The following is a 15315-nucleotide window of genomic DNA, read 5'->3' as shown; positions in this document are numbered from 1 at the left end:
TTATTTTCTAATAAATCGACTTTGATCTTTAATCATATCGTATATGTCATCGTAAATATAAGGAGACCCTTCAATAGGAGATTTAATTAAATTACCAGCTATGAATTCAAAATATTTATTCAACTTTGAATTTTTCTCAAAATCAATAAATGGAACTCTATTATTAATAGCCTCTCTGAAACTTTTTGCAAAAGGCACAAAACCTATAAACTCTATTGGTATATTAATATTATTCTTAACAACATTAATCAAATTTTCACACATAGCAATCTCTTCACTAGTTTCTATTCTATTTAGCACCACTCTAGGATAAAAATTATTCATCATCCTCTTAACTTTCAAAGAGGAACTCAAAGAAATAAGTTCAATCCCAACAACCAAATCTTTAAATCCAAGGTTTGTCCCCTCAATCTTATCTTTAAAAAAATTACCAATATAATCCCGTTCGGGGCTTTTTTGCGGAAATCCTAAATATAAAAGACGATAAAGAGCATTCTTTAAAAAAGAATAAGCATTAAGTATGGAAGGGGTTTCTGGTATTGTAACAATTACACCGCTGTAAGATGCCAAATAAAAATCTATTGTATTATAAGAAGTTCCAGATCCCAAATCTAAAAAAATAAAATCAGCAATAAGATCTTTTTGAATGGATTCTATAATCTTTTTCTTAATAGAAAAAGGAAGATTAGCTGTTCCCGTATAAAGAGCATCACCTGGAATAAGATAAAGCTTATCATAAGATGTTTTACATACTAAATCTGAAAAACTTTTACTCTTTTTATTAATAAAAGAACCAATGCCCACACCCTTATTTTTAACCCCCAAACACGTATGTAGATTAGAGCCACCAAGATCAAGGTCAACAAGTATTACAGTTTTACCCAAACTAGAAAGCTTATAACCAACATTTGCAACAAAAGATGTTTTTCCAACACCGCCTTTGCCACTTGCCACAGGAATAATTTTAGTCATTCTTAAATCCTAATTATCCTTACGATCTTTTTGAAAAATTTTCATAAAATTGAAAATCCCTAAAAATCTAGATTTTTTCTCAGCATCTTTATTTAAATTTTCATCCTCTTTAGAGCCTGAAATTAAATCTTTAATTAAATCTTTATTATTTGTAAAATTTTCAATGCTATCTGGTTTACCACAAATTACAATTTTATCATCTTTTAAAAAAAAATAATCGCCATCAACAAATTCATACCTAGAATTACTTAAATTTCTAACAGCAATAACTGTAATCCCACATTCTCTTCTAAGATCGGCTTCAAAAAGAGTTTTACCAACATATTCTTTGGGAATAACAGTTTCAGCAACAATAATATCATACCCAATAATATTATAAGTTGAAAGATTTGGAGATACTAATAATGGAGTTAATCTTCTTGCAGCATCTTTACTTGGAAATATAATTTTTGTTGCCCCAAGAGTTTTTAAGATTTCAGCATCATCTCTATTTTCTGTCTTAACGCATATTTCTTTCAAACCTAAAAGATTACAATAGTGAGTAACAAGAGCACTTTTGCCAAGATCATCATCAAAATCAATAACAACAGCGTCTGTATCTACTGGAATTATTCTTTTCAAAGCATTTTTAGTGAATTGCTCAACAACAAAGCTTTCTGTAGATATCACATCATATTCTTCAATAAGCTCTTTAGATGTATCTATAATAATAATTTGACAATCAAGCCTGCTTAAATCTTCAAGTAAGTGAATGCCTAAATTACTAAGTCCAATAATAACAAATGTTTTCATATGCTTCAACCAACCAAAATATCTTGCCTTGGCCTTGTAAATTCTTCAAAACGCGACTTTCTTGAAACAAAAACAGCCATTGAAAAAAGCCCTATTCGTCCTGCAAACATAGTAAAAATTATAATGACTTTCCCCCAAAATGACAAATCCTGAGTTACTCCAACTGAAAGACCAACCGTTCCAAAAGCAGAAAATACTTCATAACCTAAATCAATAACCTTCCAATTGCCAGATCCTCCCTCAAAAAAAAGAAGCATGAAAAAAGAAAAACTTAAAATAAAAATAGCTCTTGCAAAAAATAAAAGTGCAAATCTTATACTATCTATTGAAACCTTGTAAGAACCAATAATATATCCATTGCCGTTTTGATTTTTAACAACAGCCAATACAATTAAAAAAAATGTTGTAATCTTAATCCCTCCTGCAGTTGATCCGGGTGCACCACCAATAAACATGAATGGTAGAGAAATTATTTGAGTTCTTCCGCTTATTAAAGAATTATCAAGATAATTAAAACCAGCTGTTCTGGTACTAATCGAATAAAAAATTGAATTAAATATTAAAGTGCTCATTGAATAACCAGCTTTTAATTTATGCATCTCTGTAAAAAAAAATAAAATTGCACCAATTATAATTAAAAAGAAGCTTAAAGAAAAAACTATCTTGGCATGAAGCGATAGTTTTTTTTTGTTTTTAATAGTGTTATTTACATCTCTATAGACCATAAACCCAAGCCCACCACAAATTATTAAAATAGAGACCACAACTATAGCTTCAGGAACATCTCGCCATGCATAAATACTCTCAGAATGCATGGAAAAACCTGCATTGCAAAAAGCAGAAATTGTCGTAAACAAAGCCTCTAAGAATGAAATATTCACTCCCCTAAGTTTAAAACAAATAAGTATTAATATTAAACCTATCATTTCAATTGAAAAAGTTATAAACAATATGCTTTTTAAAATTCTAATAGGATTATATTCTATATTTGAAAGGGAATACTGCTTTATTATTCTTGCATCTGTTAAATTCATTTTCTTTTTAGGTATAAGCAAATAAAAAGTAGTAATACTTATAAATCCAAGTCCCCCAAGCTGGATTAGCAACATTATCAAAATAAATCCAAAAGTAGAAAAGCCTTCCATTTTAACCGTTGTAAGGCCCGTAATACTTACAGCAGAAACAGCAGTAAAAAGAGCATCAATGTATGCTAATTTGCCATCACCTTCCCAGGAAATAGGCAACATCAACAAAAGAGAGCCTATAAACATAATTAAAACAAAATAACTAAAAAGTAAAAACCTGTCGCTAAATTCAAATTTCAACATATCATACAAAAAGTTGTTTAAATTATTAAAAATTTATCTTATATAGCATAATATTTTAACATTGAAATATTATCATAATTACATTATTTTTAATATATGTTTGAAATAGAATCAAAAGCATTTATTCCTACAAAAGAGTTAAAAAGAATTATCAAGCTAGCAAATAAAAAATTTAAGTTTATTAAAGAAGAAATAAAAACTGACATYTATTACTCAAACCAAAAAAAAATTATAAGAATAAGAAAATTAAATACTCTAGAAAAAATTGTCACATTCAAAAAAAAAATATTAGACAACAACAATACTGTAGAAATTAATAAAGAGATAGAATTCAAAATAGATAGTATTAATAATTTTTTAACCCTTATAAAAGAGCTTAAATTTAAAAAGCTATACAAAAAGATAAAAAAAAGTTTAATTTATCAAACTAACAATTTAAATGTAGAGATAAACGAAATAAAAAATCTTGGGTTTTTTTTAGAAATAGAAAAAATAATTAACAATCAAAATGATATAGACTTGGCAAAAAAAGAAATTGACAACATAATCAACCAATTTGGATTAAAAGAAAACATTGAAACTAGACCTTACTCTGAATTACTTTCATTGGCAAATCAAAGTAAAAAATAATTCATTGGAATTAGAGCTTAAAGTAGAGATTACAAGCCCTTGATTGCCATAAATTCCAATCTGAGGGCTTTTAACATTACTCTTAAAATTCTCAAGCTTATTTAAAAAATACCAATTTTTATTCTTAAAATAAATTAATCTCACATTATTATTGTCCTCAAAAGCTAAAAACAAATTATTTTTATAAAGCCCAATGTCAGCACTTAAACCTTCCATTTCAACATTAGGACTTATATTAATCCATCTACTACTTTTCAAAGGACAAATGTTTACAATAGGTCTATTTTCAGAAACAAAACTCATAATTATTTGATTAAAATTAGAATCAAAAAAGCCTTTAATAAAATTGGCCATATAAACAGAAGGAATATTTGCATTTACCCAAGCATTTTCATTGTTTACAATAAATTCAGATTTAATCTCATTATTTGACTTATAATTATAAAAAATGCCCAAAAAAGGTTCAGATATTAAACCAATGTTTGATGAATTAACATTAGAATCACCTTTACTTAAATAAGCATGTATTACATCGGTCCAAATACTTCCGTAACCCATATTCGAGATTAAATTAATTTTATATTCACCCCTAATTTCCCTTAAATATGCTAAATACAACCTATCTTTTAAATCAATGCTAATATTTAATAAAGATCCAAAATTTTCTATGTGACCAGGACTAATATCAATCCATTTTCTACTATTAAATTTTTTAACTATAAGCTCGCTGGCAAAATCAGCCCCTGATTTCGTAACAAAAGCAATATATAAATTTCCTTTAGAATTAATTGAAAAATCAAAATTAACTATATTAGTAATATTTCTATTAACAGATGAATCAAGATTAAACCAACCAACATCCTCAATAAATTCAGCAACTTTAATATCATCGCTATTTTCTAGCTGATAAGCAATATAAATATTGCTTTTATAAATCCTTAATACATATTTTTTAAGCTTGGCAGTTAAATTTAAAACAGGCAAATCTTTTAAAGTAAAAAATAAATCTTCTTTTTCAATCTTAGATGTTTTAGCTTTCAGGGAATCGCTACTTAAAATTGAAAAATCTAAATCTGTAAGCGAAAACTTTATGTTTTCATTTTTAGTACCAACATATATTATTGCATAAAGAGAATTTTTATCTAATCTTATTTTAAAATCTCTTCTTTTTACTTTATCGGTTATATATTTTTTATTAGAAATGTCATAAATTTTAAAAACAAAATCGGAATTTGAACTCTTATCTAGGGTTAAAATATAATCGGAAGATTTGCTAACTTTTAAGTAAACACTTCCTTTCCCATTTTTGCTTAAAATACTTAAAGGACTAATTTCTGTTAATATTTGATTTGCTTGAGCTTGAACAAAAGAAAATTTTGTAAATAAAAATAGCAAAATGAATGTCTTATTTATTTTCATATTTTTTTACATTCAAAAATATTAACACATATTCTAAAAATGATAAAATTGCAAAAAAAGCAGCACAAACATATGTCATTTGAACAATAAATAAAAATTTAAATTTAAAAGTTAAAATGTAACTAATAAAATTTTGAACAGACTCTGTAAAGTTGAGTTGATTTAAAGTATAAAATAAAAGGCTTGCAAAAGTGCAAACAGCATAAAGAAGTGACTTTAATTTCCCCAAAAAATTTGCTTGTTGAACTACATTAAACTGAATAATTAAATTTCTAACAAACCCAATAGAAATTTCACGATAAATAAATATTACAAAAAAATAATAGGGGGTTATACCTTTGTAAAAGAAAAAAACAAAATATGTTAAATGCTGCAAAACATCCGCATAAGGATCTAAAATTTTACCTACATTGCTAACAAGACCATATTTTCTTGCAAGATAACCATCAATAAAATCAGTAAATTCATTAAAAATAATTAAAAACCAAATAATTCCAAAAAACAAATACGAAAAAAATACATTTTCCAAAAAAAATAAAATTAATATGATAAAGGAAAGTGCAATTCTAACTAATGTTATTTTATTAGGGGTAATGACCTTGATTAAATTATTCAATTTATCAAATCTCCTTATCTCTTATTTTAAATAAAATAAATTTAAGAGCTTCATCAAGTTTCATTCCATTTATTTGCTCATTTGTTCTTGTTCTAATAGATATTCTCTCTTCTGTTGCTTCTCTCTCACCAATTATAAACATATAAGGTATTTTTTTAGCCTGATATTCTCTAATTTTAGCATTCATTCTTGAGGAACTATTATCAAGCTTTATTCTAATCCCCTCATTTTTAAATTTATTAAAAACCTTAATAGCATAATCTTCGACAATATTGTTAACAGGAATGATTACTACTTGAACAGGAGATAACCATAAAGGAAAAGCACCACCATAGTGCTCTACAAGAATTCCAAAAAATCTTTCAATAGATCCCAACAAAGCTCTATGAATCATAAATGGTCTTTTTTCTTTACCATCCTCAGCGGTATAAGTCATATTAAATCTCTCAGGGAGATTAAAATCAAATTGAATTGTACTCATCTGCCACTCTCTCTCAAGCGAATCAACTATCTTAAGATCAATTTTAGGCCCATAAAAAGCACCTCCACCCTTATCAATTTCATAAGGAACTTCAAAATCGCTTAAAGTCTCTTCAAGAACTTTTAAAGACATTTCCCAATCAGAATCATTGCCAACAGATTTGTCAGGCTTTGTAGAAAGATATGCCTTTGGGTTGCTAAAGCCAAATTTACTCCACATATAAATAGCAAACCTAAGAACTTCTTTAATCTCATCTAAAACCTGAGAATGGGTGCATATAATATGAGCATCATCCTGAGTAAACCCTCTGGCTCTCATCATACCATGCAAAGCACCTATCTTTTCATAACGATACACAGTGCCAAGTTCGGCCCATCTAAATGGCAAATCTCTATAAGAATGCTTACCTGTATTGTAAATKGCAATATGAAAAGGACAATTCATGGGTTTAAGATAATAATCACTTTTATCCATTTCTATTTTTTCAAACATGCTATCCTTATAAAAGTCTAAATGACCAGAAGTTTGCCAAAGCCAAGATTTGCCAATATGAGGAGTAAAAAGAATATCATACCCATTTTTGGAGTGCTCTTCTCTCCAAAAATCTTCTATTAAAGCTCTTATTTTGGCACCATTGGGATGAAAAAAAACAAGTCCTGGTCCAATCTCTTCATGTATAGAAAATAAATCAAGCTCTTTTCCAAGCTTTCTATGATCTCTTTTTTTTATTTCCTCTCTCAAATTAAGATAAGATCTCAGTTCTTTTTCATTATTCCATAAAGTTCCATAAATTCTGGTAAGCATTGGGTTTTTTTCACTGCCCCGCCAATAAGCCCCAGCAATACTAGTAAGCTTAAATGCCTTTGGATCAATTTTATTCATATTCTCAACATGAGGACCTCTACAAAGATCAACAAAATTGTGACTCTTGTAAATAGAAACTTCATTTTGTAAATCAAAATTTTTAATCAAATCAATCTTATAAGGTTCATCTTTAAAAATTTCAAGAGCCTGTTCTACGCTTATTATCTCTTTTTCAAAAGAACTTCCGGTCTTTAAAATTTCTCTCATTCTATTTTCTATGTCTAAAAGAGAATCTTCTGTAATCTGCTTTTTAAATTCAAAATCATAATAAAAACCATCTTTAATAGGAGGACCTATTGCAATCTTGGTATTTGGAAATAAATCAAGAACAGCTTCTGCCATAACATGAGCTATTGAGTGTCTTTTTTTGTAAAGAATATCTTCTTTATCTAAATCTTTGCTCACAACAATACCTTTTGCCTTTCGCTTTTTATTAAAAAATTAAAATTCACACTCATCACTTTTACGTAAAAATACGCACCTCAAATATTTATAATTACTAAATTAAAATATACAAAAAAATTTTCTAAAAAAATAGAGATAAGAAAACAAAAACCTGAAAATAAATTTTCAATCCATAGCAACTATTGATTCAATATTAAAATAAAAAGACATTGCTAAAAAAAATGTAATAGTAGAAGAACCTCCATAAGAGAGAAAAGGAAAGGGAATCCCGGTAATAGGAAGAACTCCTAAAGACATTCCAACATTAAAAGAAGTATGAAAAAATAAAAGTCCCAAAATTCCAGATATTACTAAGGCCATATATCTATCTTGACTTTTATTCATTATTATCAAAAATTTAAAAAAAAGGAAAAAAAATAATATTAAAATAGTGCTAACACCCAAAAACCCAAACTCTTCGGCAAGAATAGAAAAAATAAAATCTGTGCTTTGAGATGGCACATAATTAGCGTGGGTATAAGGTCCCTTTAAAAATCCTTTGCCCAAAAGACCGCCAGAACCAATTGCTATTTTAACCTGATTTAAATTCCAACCAGCACCCTTAGCATCAATAGCCGGATCTAAGAATACCAAAAACCGTTTAATCTGATAAGTCTTCATTAACTTTGAAAGAACCTTTGAAAACACTATTGAAACTAATAAAATAGAACTTGCAAAAAATACATAAAAATAAATTATTTTAATACTCAAACCATATTTAGAAATGAAAAATCCTAAAACAGAAATCAAAAGAATTAAAAGCAGCACTCCCATTATTACTCTAAAATAAAAAGGATTTGAGAAAATAAGATAAAATACATTACCCATATTCACCTTATATTCATACCAAACCGGTAAAATTGCAAAAACAAAAGAAAAAAACCCTATCAACGCAAATGCTAAAACATAGTGCAAATCTATTCCTGCAAAAAAAGAAATAAATATAAAAATGGTTAAATATACTATTGCTGTACCAAAATCAGGTTGCAATAATATAAGAATTACCGATGGAAAAATTAATAAAAATGCAGTAATAAAGGTAAAAAATTCATTATAACCCTTTTTTTCAGTGTAAAATTTTGAAAGGGTTAAAATAATAACAACTTTACCAAATTCAGAAGGCTGTCCTCCAAGTTTCCATATGCCAATCCAAGATCTTGCTCCATTTACTGTCATTCCAAAAAATGCAGTAAAAATTAAAGCCAATATTAATAAAAAATATAAAGGATATACCATGCTATAAACAAATTTTAAATCATATTTGCCCACTATAAAAATTAGAAAAAATCCAATAATTACCCAAAAGGTTTGTTTTATATATTCATTCTTGGTTAAAGATCCACTAATATTATAATCGCTAGAATAAATCAACAATATACCAACAAAAGAAACTATAAGTAAGCTTATCAAAGCCAAATAATCATAATTTTTTCTAAAAACCATTAATCTACCTAATATACCACGGCCTATAACCTTTAAGAATATCTTCATAACTTTGATTTGCAAAAATGCCTTGCATTATTAAATCTGTAGATTTTGCAGGCCACCAATCCACATTACTTTTTGCCTCAACCAAACTAAAAACAATAATTTGATTATCAGCTGAACCGTTATAAGGGGCAAGTCCAATAAAAGAACTATTTTCAAAACCATCTATTCCAGTTTGACCAGTACCTGTTTTTCCTCCAACCTCAACAGCTTTGGTAAGAACTGCATATCTTGCTGTACCATAAGTTATAACACTTCTCATATATTTTTTCAGAAGTTTAAATGTGTTTTTACTAATAAGATTTGTCTTTCTTAATATTTCTGGTTTATTTTCAAGAACAACCTTATTAGTACCACCTTTTAAAATTTTATTTACAATTCTAGGTTTATATACAACACCTTCATTTGCAATCATAGCAACCATATTAACAATCTGCATAGGAGTAGCATTTAAAAATCCTTGACCTATTGAAAAATTTACAGTATCTCCTCCTACCCAAGGCTGATTAAAAGTTTTTTCTTTCCACTCAGGACTAGGAAGAAGGCCAGCTACTTCATTTGGCAAATCAATTCCTGTTTTTTCTCCAAACCCAAATTCTTTTGCATATTTTCTAATTCTATCAACTCCAAGATACTTAAGCCCAAGTGTATAAAAATAAACATTAGAAGAATGTGCAATCGCCTCTTCTAAATTAACATACCCATGACCTCCGGGCTTCCAGCAATGAAAAATTCTATTTCCAACTTTAAAATATCCAGGACAATAAATTTTACGATCTTTGTCTATAACTCTTTCTTCAAGAATGGCAGCAGCAACAACTAATTTAAAAATAGACGCAGGCGGGTAAACAGATTGAATTGCTTTATTTAAAAAAGAGTAATCTTCCTTATTATCTTTATTGTAAACATCTTTCATAGAATAATAAGGATAATTGTGAAGAGCAAGAACAGCACCTGTTGATGGTTTTAATACTACAACAGAACCATACCTTTTGCCTAAAGCATTCTTAGCAAGATCTTGAATATCTTTATTGATATTAAGCACAACATCATTACCGGGCACCATATTTTTTATAATAGAACCATCGTCTATTCTTCTCTCCTTAGAATCTACCTTGTATTTTATTAATCCCTCTTGCCCTCTAATGTAATTATCATAAACTTGTTCAACGCCCAACTTTCCAATCGTAGAAGTATTATCATACCCACTAACATTGTAAAACGTCCTAAGTTCTCTTTGATTTATTTGCCCAACATAACCGATTGAATGAGAATATGAATCGTCAACTAAATAGTTACGCTTAAAAGAATAGGTCCACAAAAGAGCAGGATAATAAAACTTTTTTTCAGAAATTTTGAAAAGCATCTTTGGGGTAAGTTCAATTATTTCAACATCTTTAAGATATCCACCAGGCTCTTGAAGTTTAGACAAAATAATTGATTTATCAATATCTAGAGTGCTTGATAAAAAATCTATCATCTCAATTCTAGTAGCAGCAGGCATATTGTAATACTGTTGTAAGCTTATCTTTAAGATAAACATAGTTAAATTATTTGCCAAAACATTGGAATTAGAATCCAAAATTTCACCTCTTGAGGCATTGATTTTTTCCAATCTTGATAAAAAAACATTGGCTTCTCTGTCATAAAACAAATGCTTACCAATTTGCATTTGGAATAAAATCGCCAAATAAAGCACCATAATTACTATTAAAAAAAATATGCCGAACTTGTATCTAAAATTTGTTATAACACCCACTAATAATCCTCTTTAAAAGAATAAAAATTTCTAGTAAAATAATTTTGAATTGGATATAAAAAGTTAATAGACATTATATTTACAAAAAGATCAAGGTTGAAAATTGAATAATTAAAAGATTTTAAGTCTACAAAATCATAAAACACAATAGCTAAAAACCATAATATAATTTTTGAAAGAATAAAAAATATTGTCATGCTAAGCATATTTTTGGGCATGAATAATTTTATTTTATTGTTAAAATAAAATATTATCGTATACCCAAAAACAAAAAATCCAAGTGGTAATCCTGTAAAATAATCCATAAGAAGACCATATAAAATGCTAGATAATAATCCCACATTAAAAATAAAATTCAAAGAATTAAAAACTAGAAAAATTAAAAAAATATCTATTGAAAAATAAAAATAAGTTGCAAAATAGTGTTGAAAAATTTTGCCTAAAAATGCGCTGGAAATAAAATATGTAAAAAATGTTGCCATTATTCACCAATCTCTTTGTTGTTTTTAACAAGAAAAACATACTCAAGCTTATCTAAAACTATAGCTGGCTCTACTTCTATTTTTAAAAGAGAATTATAATCAAGAATATGAAAATTTGTAATCTTTCCAATATAAATACCAACTGGATATTCACTAAATCCAGCAGTAACAATAGAATCCCCTATTTTTAAATCTTTTTCAGCAAGTCTATTAACGTAATTCATTTCAAGTTTTTTACCATAACCATTGCCTTCTATAAGGCCTATAAACCTACTACTTTGAATCCTTGCGGACACAAAATTTTCATAATTAGTTAAAGGCAAAATTTTAGCAGTATTAGAATAAACCTTTACAACTTTGCCTACAAGGCCACTAAATCCATCCTGATATGCAACTGCTATCATATCTTTTTCTATCCCATCATTGAATCCTTTATTAATAGCCATTAAAGTCGATATGTTTGAATAGTTTAGATATATAATCTCTGCCGAAATAAAATCGCTAGAGCTTGACGAATAAAAATTTAATTGCTCTTTAAGACGAACATTCTCTTGCCTTAGTGACTGTATATTCTGAGTGACTATTTCAAGCTGTTGTATCCTTTTTTTATAAAATTCTATCTTGTCCTTGTAATTTTTGTATTCATTTACAGTTTTAAAAACATTGGAAATAAAACTAAAAACCCCATGCATTCTGCTTTGAATATAAGAATTAAGAGTAAAAAACAAAAAATTATCTGATCTTCTCTTTTGAATGCTGCTTGAATCATGAATCATAAAAACAAGAGAAACTATCAATACCAAAAGTACTTTGATAAAATTCTTGAATTTGACAAGAAAATTCATAACTTATTCATTGATAAAACTGTAAATATTTTTACTAATATCTATTCTATTGGCATAATCATAAAATAACCCGGCACCAACAGCTACCGAGAGAAGCGGATTGTCTGCAACATAAACAGGAACTCCAGTCTCTTTTGAAAGAAGTCTATTTAAACCCTTAAGAAGAGCCCCTCCCCCTGTCAAAATAATGCCACGCTCAACAATGTCTGTAGCAAGCTCTGGGGGAGTTGCACCAAGAGTGCGCTTAACTTCATCCACAACAACATTTATAGGTTCTTGCAAAGACTCTCTTACTTCCATAGAATCAACAAGTTGCTTTCTAGGAAGACCAGTTACAGCATCTGTACCCTTAATGTCTATTTTTTCTACCCTTAAATTTTGAATATCGGGATATACATTTCCTATCTTAATTTTCAATTTTTCTGCTGTCTGTTGACCAATTATAATATTATGAGAATTTCTCATATACTTTATTATGCTCTCATCAAATTCGTCACCACCAGTCCTAATTGCTCTACTTACAACCATGCCGCCAAGAGAAATAACAGATATTTCTGTAGTTCCACCCCCAATATCACACACCATATGACCTGTAGGTTCAAAAATAGGAATATCAGATCCAATAGCAGCTGCAAGAGATTCTTCTATTACTTTAACTTCTCTTGCACCGGCATTCATTGCGCTCTCTTTTACAGCTCTTCGCTCAACCTCTGTAATACAAGTTGGAACACCTATTACCATTCTCGGCTTAAAAAATAATTTTTTACGAGAAAAAATTTGATTAATAAAATATTTGATCATCTTCTCTGTATTCTCAATGTCAGCAATAACTCCATCTCTAAGTGGGCGTACGGCTTTAATATTTTCTGGAGTTTTCCAAAGCATTTTTTTAGCATTTCTACCAACCGCAACAACTTTATTACCTTTGGTTATATCTATTGCAACAACAGAAGGCTCGCTCATAACCACGCCATAATCTTTAATATAAACCAATGTATTACATGTTCCAAGATCAATGCCAATATCTATCAAAAAAGACTTAAACAAATTCAAAACAACCTCCCTAAAAGTCTTCCAAAGTAATTCCAAGCCTCTCTCTTGCTGCTTCTAAATAAGGATTAAGATTGAGAGCTTCTCTCCAGTATTTTCTAGCTTTAGGATAATCTTTATCTTTCTTTCTATATATATCTCCTATTTTAACATAAACGCTAGAATTTGAACTATTAATTTCTAGAACTTTATTATAGTAATTAAAAGCACTGTCATAATCGCCTTTATCTAATAGAATGTCTCCATAAAGCAAATATACCTTTTGAATTAAATTTTCATCCGTTTTCTCACCCTTTGATAATTTTCTTTTCTCTTCTTCTATTATTTTTTTTATATACTCAATGCTTTTGTTTATATCATTCAACTTATAATTAACATAAGCCAAACTCCAAAGCACTAAATCAGATTTATTTTCATTAAAAGCTTTTTCAAAAAACTTCAAACTAGATTTGTAATCTCTTAAAAGCTGATACGAATATCCCAAATATTCAAAAATATCTTCTCTAATGTTCATGAAATCAAAATTATCGGCATTTAAGGCCTTCTTTAAAAATTTTACAGCAAGCTCGCTATAAAACTCTCCTTTATGAGAATATGCCTTTCCCAATATGTAATACAAAGGGCTTATGGAGACTCCATCATTTATAGAAATTAAAAATCTTAGTCTTTCTATGGATTTATCTAAAAACTCTCCTTTTAAATACCCTTCATTTACTATTAAAGAATAATAAAAATATGAAAATCCTAAAAGTAAATTCAAATTAAAATCAAATCTATGATTTTTAATGTCATTCTCAGCATAATCTATTATTTCTTTATATTCTTTTTTATCCCAGAGTAAAAGCAAATCAACTTCTGTTGGACCTGCCTTTAAATAAGAACTAGAAAAAGATTTAAAATATGATAAAATGTAATAAATTAAAAAAATGAAAATGAAAATCATAAATGAGTAAAAAATATATCTTAAATATCTTATTTCCATTTAAAACTCTCTTTTAGGTCAATGAAATTAAGCTGACACCCATAAGCCGAGTTCTGTACTATGCCATCATCTCTCTTATTTTTTTATCGCTAAAAAAATCGTGCGATCTACCCGTAAGCATGTCCTCAAGAACAAAGGGTGCTTACATACTTGATCTTGCTCCTAATGAGGTTTATCTTGCCTGTATTTATTGCTAAATAAGCGGTGAGCTCTTACCTCACCTTTTCACCCTTACCTTTTACGGCGGTAATTTTCTGCGACACTTTCTTAGGTTTAAAACCCCTAGGCATTACCTAGCATTATGTTCTTATTGGAGCTCGGACTTTCCTCTTAAGCTTTAATTATAAAACTAAGCGATGGCTGACTGCCAGCTTAAATAAAAAGTATCAAATTAATAAATTTTATTCAACAAGATCTGCTAAACTACCAGGAATTATTTCATCGCTTATCTGAACTTTATCCTGATAATAAAGTATTCTGCTGCAATAAGGACAAAATTTAATATCGTTGGGCTCACGTCTTACTTTATTTGCAAATTCAATAGGAAGTATCATATGACAACCTTTGCAAACATTGTTAACCAAAGGCACAACTCCATTTGATTTATTTCTTATTATTCTTTGAAATTTAAATAAAAAATCTTCATTCATTTTAGAAGCACAATTTAACTCTTCACTCTCTATTTCTAAAAGTTTCTTTTCAATTTCTAAAAGCTCCAGCTCAAAACTACTGCTTTCAGCTCTAAAACATTCCTCTTCTTTGATGTGCTTCTCGTTGACATCTAATATTTCCTTTTCTATTTTAGTTTTAAGCCCATTAACATGTGTCATCTTTTTTCTAATTGTAACTTCATCGTCAATAATAACCTGAAGTTCTTTTTCAAGAGCCTCATATTCTCTTTGCGTTTTAATGCTATCAATTTTTTCTTCAGCCTTGCTCTTTCTTGAATTAATATCTTGAATATCTAACTTTAAAGCAGAGTCTTCTTTTTGATACTCCTTAAACTTTTGTTGCAAATCAACAAGAACTTTCGACAATTCTTCAATCTGATTTTTTTTCGCCTCCAAATACTTGGGAATACTTTTTCGCCTTTCTTCAAGCTCAAACTTAGATTTATATATAACTTCAAGTTTTTTTAATGTATCAATATTGTTTTCCATCAA

General features: G+C 28.6%; 14 protein-coding genes and 1 other RNA gene. 1 reads left to right on the top strand and 14 read right to left on the bottom strand.

The annotated features are described in order from the left end of the window. Genes BB_RS03680 through BB_RS03670 form a run of 3 tightly spaced genes read right to left on the bottom strand, consistent with a single transcriptional unit; the run spans window position 1 to window position 3092 of the window. Window positions 1-972, bottom strand: coding sequence for a MinD/ParA family protein (locus BB_RS03680; protein ID WP_002557312.1), 972 nt, complete (start codon window positions 970-972; stop codon window positions 1-3). A 9-nt stretch (window positions 973-981) separates the two neighbouring features. After that, complete coding sequence (locus BB_RS03675) at window positions 982-1764, bottom strand: potassium channel family protein (RefSeq protein ID WP_002557311.1); 783 nt, start codon at window positions 1762-1764, stop codon at window positions 982-984. 5 nt (window positions 1765-1769) lie between these two features. Further along, a complete protein-coding gene (locus BB_RS03670; protein ID WP_002657469.1) occupies window positions 1770-3092 on the bottom strand; it encodes a TrkH family potassium uptake protein in 1323 nt (440 codons plus the stop codon). Window positions 3093-3188: 96 nt separating this feature from the next. Here BB_RS03670 and cyaB point away from each other — a divergent pair, with 96 nt between their 5' ends. Then, window positions 3189-3722 (top strand): class IV adenylate cyclase, encoded by a 534-nt coding sequence (cyaB, locus tag BB_RS03665; RefSeq protein WP_002657467.1) that lies wholly within the window; start codon window positions 3189-3191, stop codon window positions 3720-3722. On the opposite strand, the gene BB_RS03660 is transcribed toward cyaB, so the two are convergent. The 11 genes from BB_RS03660 to BB_RS03610 form a co-directional block, all read right to left on the bottom strand. After that, on the bottom strand, window positions 3696-5141 hold the full coding sequence (locus BB_RS03660) for a hypothetical protein (RefSeq protein WP_010254694.1): 1446 nt from the start codon (window positions 5139-5141) through the stop codon (window positions 3696-3698). The genes cyaB and BB_RS03660 overlap by 27 nt on opposite strands. Next, the gene (gene pgsA, locus BB_RS03655; RefSeq protein ID WP_010889808.1) at window positions 5128-5757 is read right to left on the bottom strand and encodes a CDP-diacylglycerol--glycerol-3-phosphate 3-phosphatidyltransferase; all 630 of its coding nucleotides are present in this window, start codon (window positions 5755-5757) and stop codon (window positions 5128-5130) included. The genes BB_RS03660 and pgsA overlap by 14 nt, the downstream gene beginning before the upstream one ends. A 4-nt stretch (window positions 5758-5761) precedes the next feature. Continuing rightward, the gene (gene thrS, locus BB_RS03650; protein WP_002665762.1) at window positions 5762-7507 is read right to left on the bottom strand and encodes a threonine--tRNA ligase; all 1746 of its coding nucleotides are present in this window, start codon (window positions 7505-7507) and stop codon (window positions 5762-5764) included. Window positions 7508-7672: 165 nt separating this feature from the next. Beyond that, on the bottom strand, window positions 7673-8989 hold the full coding sequence (rodA, locus tag BB_RS03645; RefSeq protein ID WP_010889807.1) for a rod shape-determining protein RodA: 1317 nt from the start codon (window positions 8987-8989) through the stop codon (window positions 7673-7675). A 4-nt stretch (window positions 8990-8993) separates the two neighbouring features. Further along, complete coding sequence (mrdA, locus tag BB_RS03640; RefSeq protein WP_002656186.1) at window positions 8994-10793, bottom strand: penicillin-binding protein 2; 1800 nt, start codon at window positions 10791-10793, stop codon at window positions 8994-8996. Beyond that, window positions 10793-11275 (bottom strand): rod shape-determining protein MreD, encoded by a 483-nt coding sequence (gene mreD / locus BB_RS03635; RefSeq protein ID WP_002663439.1) that lies wholly within the window; start codon window positions 11273-11275, stop codon window positions 10793-10795. Before mreD ends, mrdA begins: the two co-directional genes overlap by 1 nt. After that, complete coding sequence (gene mreC / locus BB_RS03630; RefSeq protein WP_002660415.1) at window positions 11275-12120, bottom strand: rod shape-determining protein MreC; 846 nt, start codon at window positions 12118-12120, stop codon at window positions 11275-11277. The genes mreD and mreC overlap by 1 nt, the downstream gene beginning before the upstream one ends. A gap of 3 nt (window positions 12121-12123) precedes the next feature. Next, entirely contained in the window at window positions 12124-13173 is a 1050-nt protein-coding gene (locus BB_RS03625) for a rod shape-determining protein (protein WP_002557301.1), read from the bottom strand. 10 nt (window positions 13174-13183) lie between these two features. Next, window positions 13184-14152 carry a tetratricopeptide repeat protein gene (locus BB_RS03620; protein ID WP_002656871.1) on the bottom strand — a complete coding sequence of 323 codons (969 nt, stop codon included), beginning with the start codon at window positions 14150-14152 and terminating at the stop codon, window positions 13184-13186. A gap of 24 nt (window positions 14153-14176) precedes the next feature. Then, window positions 14177-14527: RNase P RNA component class A (rnpB, locus tag BB_RS03615), an RNA gene on the bottom strand. Between the two features lie 26 nt (window positions 14528-14553). Further along, the gene (locus tag BB_RS03610) at window positions 14554-15312 is read right to left on the bottom strand and encodes a zinc ribbon domain-containing protein (RefSeq protein ID WP_002656707.1); all 759 of its coding nucleotides are present in this window, start codon (window positions 15310-15312) and stop codon (window positions 14554-14556) included. Window positions 15313-15315 lie beyond the last annotated feature (3 nt).

The sequence above is a fragment of the Borreliella burgdorferi B31 genome, assembly GCF_000008685.2.
Taxonomy (GTDB): Bacteria; Spirochaetota; Spirochaetia; order Borreliales; family Borreliaceae; genus Borreliella; species Borreliella burgdorferi.
The sequence above is the reverse complement of the archived record's forward strand: the minus strand, read 5'-3'. Positions and strand labels throughout refer to the sequence as shown.